The following is a 12,226-nucleotide window of genomic DNA, read 5'->3' as shown; positions in this document are numbered from 1 at the left end:
AGGACCTCTTTTTTATTGAATAGTATAAGTAACAGAAAAACTAACAGGACTATAGTAAACGTAAGGTGCATGAAATTGAACATACATATTTCCATCTGTTTTTGCAGTGAAAATTCGGCCGTAACCATCAGAATAACGTCCAATTAGGTTATGATTTGAGTCATAAACACTGTAACTAGGAGTTTTGCTGTTAGGATGAATTGTTAGTTCTTGTCCTTTTTGAAGGAAAATAGGTTCTTGTTCAGAACTACCTCCAGTTTGCAAAGAATAAAATTTTGTAAAGCTTTGTTCTTGAGCGGCAGCAGCGACTTTTGTTTCAGGAATAAACGCAGTAGCTCCAGTAATTCCTGCTAAAGTTAATGCACCTGCTAAAATCATTTTTTTCATAATAGAAAAAGCCTCCTTATTAGTTGTAATCGGTGTTGTTACAGTTAATATTGTATACGATAATGGGTAGGATAAAATATGCTTTTATGCATATATATTTTTTCTCAATAAAAGACCACTGATAAAATCAGTGATCTTTTAAATGATTAAGCAGCTTTCTGTTCAGTTTGAGGAACAGGTTTTTGAAGCGAGTTATAAACTCCTGTTCCGATAACGTCTAATGCTATTCTCATTCGTTCAGGTGAAATGTTTTCTAATACGTTATCTTGAGGTGTATGGTATACCTTCTCAATATGATAGATTAATGGATTCCAACTATCGACACCCATCCAAATGAATAGAGCAGCAGGAATACCAGCTTCAGCAAATGGAACATGATCACTAGAACCGAATTTACCTTGTAGGACGAGGTCATTATTTAGTTGTTTACCTGCTTGCAAGGCAGCATCTGTTACAAAGTTTGTAGAGCCATCAGGTGTCATAGCGTATAAATTCTTTGCTTTATCATAATTTGTTGCAACCATGTCGGCGTTAAAGACACCTAAAATACGGTCGCGTTCTTTCTGGGATAGACTATTCACGTAATAATCCGAACCAAGTAATCCAGTTTCTTCAGAACCAAAGGTAATAAAGCGAATTTCTTTATCAGTTTCTACATTTTGAAAAGCACGAGCTAGTTCTAATACTAATCCAGTTCCAGAAGCATTATCATTTGCGCCAGGTGCTCCGACAACACTATCATAGTGCGAGCTTACAACGACTGCTTTCTCATTACCTGTACTCTTTTTTGGTTTCTTTTTGGCGATAACATTTAGAGATGTTAATTTAGATTCATGTCTCGCTTTTAGGGAAAGAATTGTTGTCCCTTTTTTAGCGATTTCTTCTTTAAATGCATTTCCTTGCGCATAAGCAAGACCAAAGACAGGGATAGATTGCTTTTTCGTTAGGCGGGGATTGAAGGTTTGTCCATAATTTCCGCGTCCGCCAATTAAACTGTATAAAAGAACGCCTTTTGCACCTTTGCTAACAGCATTTTCAACTTGTTTATTATAGTCTGTAACTGTCGTTCCTCTTTCAAATAAAACAATTTTACCGTTTACTTCATTTGGAATATCTTCTAATTTTGTCCCACCTTGAACAAAGATAAGGGGAGCTGTAACAGCTTCTGTAGAAATGAGTGCATTAGGAGCAGCACCAGCTTGCCAATTACGTTTTGTTGATAGTGGTGATTCAATGAATCCAACGTATTGATCGGGCACCTGAAATGGTTGATATTCTACGTCATAGCCCATTGATTTAAGCTGCATACCAATGTAACGAGAAGCCCATTCTTCGGATTTTGTTCCACCGGGGCGAGGACCAATTGTTTCAGATAAGAAACGAACATGTTCAATCGCGCGGTTTGGATCAATCTGTTTTGTAATAGATGGAGTTTGTGTAACCTCTGACGTGGAATCCGCTTTTGCTTGCCCAATTGGAGCTAAGCTAACAGCGAGTGATACAGCAAGCAAAGAGCTTACTATTTTTTGTTTCAATGATTTTCTCATTTTTTCCTCTCCTATTCTTCTATTCTCTGTGACTGACAAAAGAAGACGGATAATGACTTTATTTTACCTTCGAGTCTTTTATTTTTCAATATTCTGACATTGAGAAATAAAAACAATATATGCATATTTGCATATTTTTGAGGAAGATATGTATGCTATCATTTTAAACGAAGGTTCGCTTTCTACTCTGAAAGCTCCTACATTGCATGAATCTAGTGTACCCAAACTTTAGATTATGTAGAGAAATGGAACCACTGTAGGGTTTCATTTCTCATGTTTGAATCAGTTGATGGTAATTATGTTTCCGCATTTCATAATTATTATCAGTGATATATGTAAGGCATCCATATGAAAATAAGAGGCTGTTCAAAGGTTTTCCGTACTTTTGGGCAGCCTCACCCCGTTAAAAGGACGATACTTTATGTATCGTCCTTTTTGTATAAAAAAACATCCAATCAATTGAGAGATTGATTGGATGTGAAAAAATTATTAATAATTTTTTTTGCGTTTTGTAGCCAAAATACTTAATAATCCAGCTAGTAGAAGAAGGATACCTACTGTTTGTGTAGGGTCTTCTTTATGACCTGTATTTGGAAGGTGTTTATCCGTATTTCGATCATCTTGCTGTTTGTTATCTGTTTTATTCGATGTTTCTTCGGAAGTTCCGTTTTCGTGTTTCTCAGATGTTTCATTGCCTTTGTTCTCTTCTTTATTTGGAGGAGTAACTGGCTTGTCATCTCCACCTGACGAAGATTCAATCTTTTTATTTGAAACTGTAATTTGTAGTGGTGTAGCTTGGGCTTTATCAATTGTAAAGTTTATTGGTGATGCATCTAATTGATAGCCTTTAGGAGCCTGTGTTTCTACTAATTGATAATTACCAGGTTTCAAATCATTTACGATTACTTTTCCGTGTTGGTCTGTTTTTAAACCTTCTCGGATGATTTTTCCATCTTGGTCTAAAATATTGAAAATGGCACCTTCAAGTGTTCCATGGTGATCAATATCAACTTTAGTTAACTCAATTGAACCTGTTGTTAAACTATTTAAAGCTGTAACAGAGGTAATCTGAGATTGTCCTTTCGTAATTGTGAAAGGAATTGGTTTAATGTTTAAATCATAGCCAGTTGGAGCTTTCGTTTCAATGAACTGATAATCTCCCGGACGTAAATCAGAAACAGAAATCTTCCCGTCTTTATCAGTAGTTAAATCAGAACGAACATCCTTGCCGTCCATATCTACAATTTTAAAGATTGCTCCTTCAAGAGTAGTACCATCGATGTCATCAACTTTAGTTAATTCAGCTGCGCCTTTAGTTAAGCTATTCGTAGCAGTAACAGAGGCGATTTTTTCTTGGCCTTTTTTAACTGTGAACTTAATAGGTGTTTTGTTTAAGTCATAGTGTTCAGGAGCTTTCGTTTCGATAAACTCATAGTCTCCTGGCGGTAATTCATCCACAACTAAACGGCCGTTTTTATCAGTAGTTAAATCGGTACGAACATCGTGTCCATCCTTATTAACAATTTTAAATACTGCACCTTCAAGTGTTGTGTTTTGCTTAGCATCATCAACTTTAATTAACTCAACACTACCTTCAGTTAAGCTATTAATAGCTGTAACGAAGACATGCTTTGTTTGACTTCTTTCGATTGTGAACTTAATTGGTTCTTCATTTAAGTCGTAATGTTTAGGAGCTTTTGTTTCAATAAATTGATAGTCTCCTGGTTGTAAGTCTTTAGCGATGATTTTTCCGTCTTTATTGGTAACTAAATTCGTACGAATGTCGTTACCGTTCAGATCAGTAATTTTAAATACCGCACCTTCTAGCATTTCTTTCTTATCTATAGAGTCAACTTTCGTTAATTCCACGCCACCTTTTGTTAGGCCATTCTTAGCAGTAACAGAAGCGTGAGTTAGTTGACTTCTTTCGATAGTGAAGCTAATAGGTGTTTTATTTAAATCGTAATCTTTCGGAGCTTTCGTTTCAATGAATTGATAGTCTCCTGGGCGTAAGTTCGTAGCAGTAATCTTCCCATCTTTATCAGTAGTTAAATCAGTGCGAACAATTTTACCTTTCGCATCGATGATGTTAAACACTGCATCAGAAAGTTTTGTATCTGGATTTATATCATCTACTTTTATTAATTCTACAGAACCCTCAGTTAAGCTATTTGTAGCAGTAACTTGGAGCTTTTCTTTTTGGCTTTTCTTAATTGTAAACTTAATAGGTGTACTATCTAATTTATAGTGTTCAGGAGCTTTCGTTTCAACAAACTGATAGTCCCCAGGACGTAAATCAGAAACAGAAATTTTTCCGTGTCCATCTGTTGTAAGCTCAGTACGAATGTCTTTACCATTCAGATCAGTAATTTTAAATACCGCATCTTTAAGAGCAGTACCATCTACATCATCCACTTTAGAAAGTTCCACAGCGCCTTTCGTTAAGCTATTTGTAGCTGTAACGGAGATAGGATCAGCTTGGCTCTTTGTAATTGTGAATGGAATTGGCTCTTTGTTTAAATCGTAGTGTTTCGGAGCCGTTGTCTCGATGAATTGATAATCACCAGGACGTAGGTCAGAAACGCTAATTTTACCTTGTTGATTCGTAACAAGATTTTTGCGAATTACAGTACCATTCATATCCACAATTTTAAATACTGCGCCTTCAAGAGTAGTGCCATCGACGTCATCCACTTTAGAAAGTTCCACGCCGCCTTTTGTTAAACTATTTTTCATAGTAACGGTAGCAATATCTTTTTGGCTTTTTTCAATTGTAAATATAATTGGTTTTTTGTCTAAATCATAGTGTTCAGGAGCCGTTATTTCAACGAATTGGTACGTACCAGGACGTAAGTTTTCGATAACGATTTTACCTTCACTGTTTGTTTTTAAATCTGTTTTAAGTACTTTGCCATCTTGATCTAGTAAATTAAATACCGCATCGGCAAGTTTTGTTTGAGTGTTTAAATCATCAACTTTAAGTAATTCGATACTACCTTGTTTTAAGCTATTTGTAGCAGTTAAAGAAATAGCTTTCTTCTGTCCTTTTTCAATAGTGAATTTGATTGGTGTTTCATCTAAAACGTAATGCTTCGGAGCTTTCGTTTCGATAAATTGGTAATCACCAGGACGTAGGTCGTTAATTTCGATTATTCCTTGTTCATTTGTAACAAGGTCTTTATGAACTACATCACCATTCATATTAACAATTTTAAATACTGCATCTTTAAGAACAGTGCCATCAACATCATCAACTTTAGCAAGTTTAACTGCACCCTTTGTTAAAGCATTTGTAGCAGTGACATGAAGAGTTTCAGTTTGGCTCTTTTTAATTGTAAATACGATAGGTTTTTTATCTAAATCGTAATGTTCAGGAGCAATTGTTTCAACGAATTGATACGTACCAGGACGTAGGTTTTCAACAACAATTTTACCTTCATCATTTGTTTTTAAGCCTTCTTTAGCTAGCTCTCCGTCTGCATCTAATAAATTAAATACGGCGTTAGCAAGTTTTGTATTTATATCAATATCGTCAATCTTTGTTAGTTCAACGCTACCGTTTTTCAAAGCATTTTTGCCTGTAACATTGATCTCTTTCGTTTGACTTCTTTCAATTGTAAATGGAATCGTTGTTTCATCTAATACATAGTGCTCAGGAGCTTTTGTTTCAATGAACTGATAGTCTCCAGGGCGTAAATCAGAAACAGAAATTTTACCGTTTTTATCTGTAACAAGATTCGTATGAACTTCCTTACCATTCATATCAACAATCTTAAAGATTGCACCTTCGAGCATCGTACGATCGATGTCGTCAATTTTTGTTAATGTTACTGCACCTTTCTTTAAACTGTTAGTAGCAGTAACAGTAATATTCTCTTTTTGACTTTTTTCGATAGTGAACGGAATAGGGTCTTTGCTTAAGGTATAGTCTTTTGGAGCTTTTACTTCAATAAATTGATAGTCTCCAGGACGTAAATTAGAAGCAGAAATTTTACCGTTTTTATCAGTCGTTAAACCTTTGCGAATTACCTTTTTAGTATCATGAGCGTCAACGATTATAAATTCTGCACCTTCAAGAATAGTGCCATCAACATCATCAACTTTTGTTAAAGTGACGCCACCTGTAAGTAAACTATTTTTTACAGTAACAGGGATAGGAAGATCTTCCTTACTACCTTTTTTAATTGTGAACTTAATAGGTGTTTTGTCTAATTTATAATGTTCAGGGGCTTTTGTTTCGATAAATTGATAATCCCCTGGTGCTAAATCAGGAATAACTAATACTCCGTAATCATCTGTTGTTAAATCTTTCATAATTTCTTTGCCAGTTGCATCTTGCAATGTGAATACAGCGCCGGCAAGAGCTTTACTACTTTCCACATCATCTTCTTTAATAAGTTTAACTTTTCCTTTCGTTAAACTATTTTTAAATGTAAGTGGAAGGAGTTTTTGTTGTCCTTTTTCGATTGTAAATTCAATTGGTTCTACATTTACATCGTAATAAGTTGGAGCCTTTGTTTCGATAAGCTTATAGTTACCAGGACGTAAGTCATCTACAACTAGCATTCCTTTATTATTCGTAACAAGGTCCGTACGAACATCTTCATTAGTATCTCTATTAACGATTTTAAATACTGCACCTTCAAGTGTTTCCTTTTCATCTGCAGCATTCACTTTTGTTAACTCAATACCGCCTTTTGTTAAGCTGTTTTTAGCGGTAACAGTAGCCTGAGTTGTTTGACTTTCTGTAATCGTAAATTTAATTGGTTTTGTATTTTTGTCGTAATACTTCGGTGCTGTTACTTCGATAAATTTATAATCGCCAGGGCGTAAGCCAGTAGCGATAGCTTTACCATCCGCACCAGTTTTTACATTTTCGCGAATAACTTTCTTTTCATCATTTGCATCAACAATTTTAAATACAGCACCTTCAAGAGCTGTACCATCGATATCATCAACTTTTGTTAATTCAACATCTCCTGGTTTTAAAGCATTTTCAGCTTTCACAAGTAGAGTTTCTTTCTGACTTCTATCGATTGTAAATTCAATAGGTTCTGCTCGTAAAACGTAATGTTCAGGAGCAGCTATTTCAATAAATTTATACGTACCAGGACGTAGGTTACTAACTTTAACTTTACCGTGTTTATCAGTAGTTAAGTTAGTGTGAGGGGAAACGTCATTATTATTTGTATCGACAAGTTTGAATACAGCACCTTCTAGTGGTTTTTTCTCACCAAACTCATCAACTTTTAATAATTCAACCTCGCCCGTTTTTAAGCTGTTATTTGCCGTAACAGTAGCAAGAGCTTGTTGGCTTTTATCAATTGTAAACTCGATAGGGTTTGTACTTAACGTATAATCCTTAGGAGCTTCTGTTTCGATAAATTTATAAGCACCAGGCTCTAAATCTTTAACGGTAACTTTTCCATCTGAACCTGTTTTTATATTTTCACGAATTACTTGTTTCTCGTCATTCGCATCGACAATTTTAAATACAGCACCTTCAAGGGCAGTGCCATCGACATCATCGACTTTCGTTAAAGTGACACCACCTTTAATGAGGTGATTTGTCGCTGTAACAGTAAGTGCTTTCTTTTGACTTTTTATAATTGTAAACTCAATTGGTTTTTTATCTATGTCGTAATCTTTAGGTGCTTTTTCTTCGACAAATTGATAGTCTCCAGGGCGTAAATCTTTTGCTTCGATTTGTCCTTGATCATTTGTCGTTAATTTTTCATATCCACGAATTACTTTGTTATATCGATCGCGTACACTGAACTCCGCACCTGCTAAAGTTTTTCCATCTTTATCGAATTTTGTTAAAATGGCCGATCCTGGAATCAAACTGTTTGTTGCAGTTCGGTTTATTACTGTTGTTTGATCTTCTTTGATTGTGAATTGTATAGGTGTACTGTCTAATTTATAATGCTCAGGAGCAGTTGTTTCTTGTAAGTAGTAAGTTCCTGGTTTTAAATTATCTACAGTAATTTGTCCTTGATTATTTGTTGTTAATTTTTCGTGTTCTGAAATTATTTTTTTGTCTTTATCAAGTAGTGTGAAAACGGCACCTTGCAGTGTGACGTTTGTATTCAGGTCATCAGACTTTGTTAAAACTACTTTACCGACAAACTTCTTATTTGCAAGTTTATATGTTGTAGTCTCTTGTGTACCAAGTTCAACAATTTTCCCTTGTTTTAAATCCCAGCTAATTACATAGCCTTCAGGAGCCTTTGTTTCTTTTAATAAATATTTATCGCGTTTTAAATTATTAAATTTAGCGATACCGTCTTTGTCTGTTGTAATTTTACGGATAACAGTTTTACCTGTACGATCGTATAAAGTAAATTCTGCCCCAGCTAATAGTGCGTTCTTATTGTCGTTATCTACCTTTATAATTTCAAGGTTTCCACGGCCTTTAGTAGCAGATCCTCCGCCTGAACCAGAAGACATTCTCACTTCAATCGTTTCAGTAGTTTCTGTGTTTTTAACTGTCAACTTATTGCCTGTGATTTTCGCTTTATTACTTACTTTTTCTTTATCGTCTGCATTAATAAGTGAGCGATATTCTAAAATATAAGCTCGATCAATTTTTTTCAAGAAGGCAATTTCGAAATGTTGCTTTCCGGTATTATTGTCTGTTGTTATTTTGAGTTTATAGTCTGTTCCTTCTTTTAATTCGTTTACTGTATCTTTTGTTAAATTTCCATATGGATCAACAGTTGTAGGATATAAGTGGAATGAATCTTCCACAATTACCTGATTTTCGGTTGGATCATCTGTTACAACGGCATCTGCAATGGTTGATTGGCTTTCGTTAATTGCGATACTCCAATTAATATAGTTGTCGTCTTGCACAGCTTTTTTAGTAACGAAGCTGCCACCTTTATTTACTTGAGTGTCACCTGTAAGGGTGTTTACGATTTTAGAGCCATCTTTTAAATCTGCCTCGTTTTTGTAGGTGCCTTGGATAAGTTCACCATCAAGGCTTGTTTTAAAGATAATATAGTAAGGTGAATTAATTGATTGTTTGAAATGAACCTTTAGGGTGTTTTTATTTTTCTCTGTAGGTTCTTCAAGTTCATATTTCTCAGTTGGTACAGCATTACCAGGTTGTGCATTATCAGGATTTCCATTTAGAATCATATCGCGCACTTCAATGGATCCAGGCACTAATTTTTGTTTATCTTGTATTACGTCTATAACATAAGGATCTTTAATCTCAACATTATTATAGTTAAAGCCTATTATCCAAGTAATTTCCTTCGTTTGGGCGTTATAAGAACCGTATTTATAACCATTTGCCTTTGTGAAAGTATCAGGATCGAAATTAGCTTCAACTTTATTTGATTGTGGATTAGAATCCGTATCTATCCAAGAAAGGTTACCTGTATTTTTAAATGAAGTTTTACCACTTTCTAGCTTTGTATAATCAAAGTCTGTCGTATATTTTACGACTAATGTCTTTGTCATATTAGACTGATACGTACCTATAAGAGTAATTTTGAAGCCTTTATCTGTTACATCTAAAACATAGTCAGTCCCAGCTTGAAGGGTATAATTTCCGTCTTTAATGTCTAGTTTCTTATCTTTTAATTGTAATCCACCATGATCAAAGGTGTCCGTAATAATCGCGTTGCTTAATGGATAGTTGTTATTATTTACTATAATTGTCCAAGTTGTTGTTTTGTCTTTATAATTTGTTTCAGCTTTATTATTAGATTTAATAATATTTTGCTGCTTGAAGCTAGCTTCATTTTCTTTACTTGAATTATTATCAGCTGTAACTTTATTTTTTACTTTTCCATCTTCTATAACTTTATTAGTTGGCTTGGTTTTATAGGTAATCACATAAGCACTATTAATATCATCATTAAACTGTAAATCGAATCCATTCTTCTTGTTATTTACAGTGTAATTATTAACAGCGTCTCCTGTTACAAGCGTTCCTTTTTCATTATATGAAGCGTTTTTTACAACAATAGAATTTGCATCTAGTTCGTGTGTATCGTCAAAAATATCTTTTAAAATCGCATCAGCTTTTTTGATCTCTCTTTGATCACCATTGTAAGTAATTGTCCACTCAATTGTTTGCGTCTTTGGATCATATTTACTTGTTTTATTTAAGTGTGTACCACGAGAAACCGTTACAGTAGAACTTGCGTTTTGTTGCTTTTGATTATCACTCGTTATCGTAACGTTATTTCGGAAACTTTTAATATTTTCATCAGTAATTTTTGTGGCATATTCGATTTGATATGCTTTATTGATAGAATCTTTGAAAGCAATCTCCAATTTTGAGCCATCTGATGAAATAATATTGTAATCTGTTGGCTCAGCTTCTGCACCACGCGTTACATTCCCATTAACATCAACTTCTAAATAATAAACTTTAATAGAATCTTTATTTAAGCTTGTACCTTGTGGAATGTTATCTTTAAAAACAGCGTTTTTAAGGGGTTCTTTCGTTTTGTTCATCTCTACTTTCCAATTAATTTCATTTGTATTAATTGGTCTATCAGGTAAACCCTTTTTATTCGTAGCTGTTTGTACATTAGGCTTAAAGTCAACTGTAATAGAAACATCCTTATCTTTAATCGGGAAAGGAATTTCTTGTGTTGTTGTACCTTTAATTTCAGCTTTATTAAATTCTGTCTTTAATTGTAGGTTACCAGCAACATCTGGATGCTCTTCAACATAATCGTTGAATGTCATCGTGACTTTTCCATCTTTTGTAACAGTAAAATTACCAATTTGATGGTTTTCACTATCATATAAAGGACTGTTAATTGTATTGTAAATCTTAAAATGTTTAGGAAGATCAAAAATATAGTAATCTCCATTTTTCACATTCATTGATTTTAAAAGTTCCCATGTAAACTCAATATTGGCAGGGGAATCTGTACTTGGACGGTTATCCTCTGTAAATGGTTTTCCGTCTTTATCCGTCAACTTTACACTGGTTAAAATGTTTGTTGTTATTTGCTTTGGACCTGAATTTGTATTCTCAGCAGGGTCGCTTGCTAGCTTTTGTTCTGGATTGTCAGTAGCAATTTTAGCTGCTGGGTTTTGTTCCGGATTATCAGTGGCAGTTTTAGCTGCTGGGTTTTGTTCCGGATTATCGGTAACAGTTTTAGTTGTTGGGTTTTGTTCCGGATTATCAGTAACAGGTTTAGTTGTTGGGTTTTGTTCCGGATTATCAGTAACAGGTTTAGTTGCTGGATCTTGCTCCGGATTGTCAGTAACAGGTTTAGCTACTGGATCTTGCGCTTGTTTATTAGTATCCTGTTTGGTGCTATCTTCTTTAGAGTTTTCTACTTGAACAGGAACTGATATAGGCTGAACCATTGTTCCTAAAGGAAAAGCGATTTGAACTGATTTTTCTCCAGTTTTTAAAGTTGAGTTAAACACGGTATCAACTTTAATTTTTCCTTTAGCGTCTTTCAAATTTTCTACTTGATTATTAAATATTAATTTTAATTTATTATCTTTAGCTGTTATAAAATATTGACCAATATTTTTTTGATCTGTTACTAAATCTCCTTGCAAATCTTTAGATACTTTTAATGCAAGTGGTATTTGAACTACTGCTGTATCATTTGCGTGTGCAGCTTGTTGATCCTTTATTGACCAAGCGTATTCTACTTGAATGATTGATCCTATCTTTATTAAATTGTTAGGATTTTTTGCTTCGTCAATAATATGATTCGTTGCATCTTTCATTTCAACAGTGTCAAATAAGGAATCTCCTGTTAAGGTTTCCGCTTTTACTTGATTGTATGGAAAACTAGCAAGTTGCGAAAATAGTACGAATACAATTAAACATACATTGAAAAGTTTTTTCATTTTTCCTCCTCTGAACATTCATTTGTCCATTGGGGACTTATTCCACATGAACAAATGGAATATTAAAAGTATTTGTTATAAGCTATTTATTTTTGCTATCCCTCCGTTTCTATACGCGTTCTCAGACAAACAGGATTATGTTCAAAGTAAAATTGTTTAACGTAAAACAAAATGTATATTTACACAGTTCTATGGAAATATACACAATTCGACAAAAAATGTCGAAAAAAATACTGATATAAAGAATGATATCAGACCTTTATATGTGAGATAGTTTTCATGTATATCTAGTAAAAAAGAATGGTTATAAAGGTAAGTTTTACGATACATACTAACCAATGTAGTGTATCCCTTTGTGAAGGCTTATTTTTGCCTTAAAGTTATGTGGAGATAAAAAGCTAGATAGGGTTGGTTTTGGTCAGAATGAAGACAATATGTACTTTGAAAAT

General features: G+C 34.2%; 3 protein-coding genes. All 3 read right to left on the bottom strand.

The features are described from left to right. Positions 1-12 precede the first annotated feature (12 nt). The gene (locus ACTL4X_RS26960) at positions 13-387 is read right to left on the bottom strand and encodes a hypothetical protein (RefSeq protein WP_000738221.1); all 375 of its coding nucleotides are present in this window, start codon (positions 385-387) and stop codon (positions 13-15) included. A gap of 146 nt (positions 388-533) precedes the next feature. Further along, positions 534-1,934, bottom strand: a complete 1,401-nt coding sequence (locus ACTL4X_RS26955) for a M28 family metallopeptidase (RefSeq protein ID WP_001232216.1) — start codon at positions 1,932-1,934, stop codon at positions 534-536. A 489-nt stretch (positions 1,935-2,423) separates the two neighbouring features. Then, complete coding sequence (locus ACTL4X_RS26950; RefSeq protein ID WP_318788152.1) at positions 2,424-11,777, bottom strand: SpaA isopeptide-forming pilin-related protein; 9,354 nt, start codon at positions 11,775-11,777, stop codon at positions 2,424-2,426. Positions 11,778-12,226 lie beyond the last annotated feature (449 nt).

This window comes from Bacillus sp. RE35, assembly GCF_052146655.1.
Lineage (GTDB): Bacteria > Bacillota > Bacilli > Bacillales > Bacillaceae_G > Bacillus_A > Bacillus_A cereus.
This window is presented reverse-complemented; position numbering and strand designations above follow the sequence as displayed.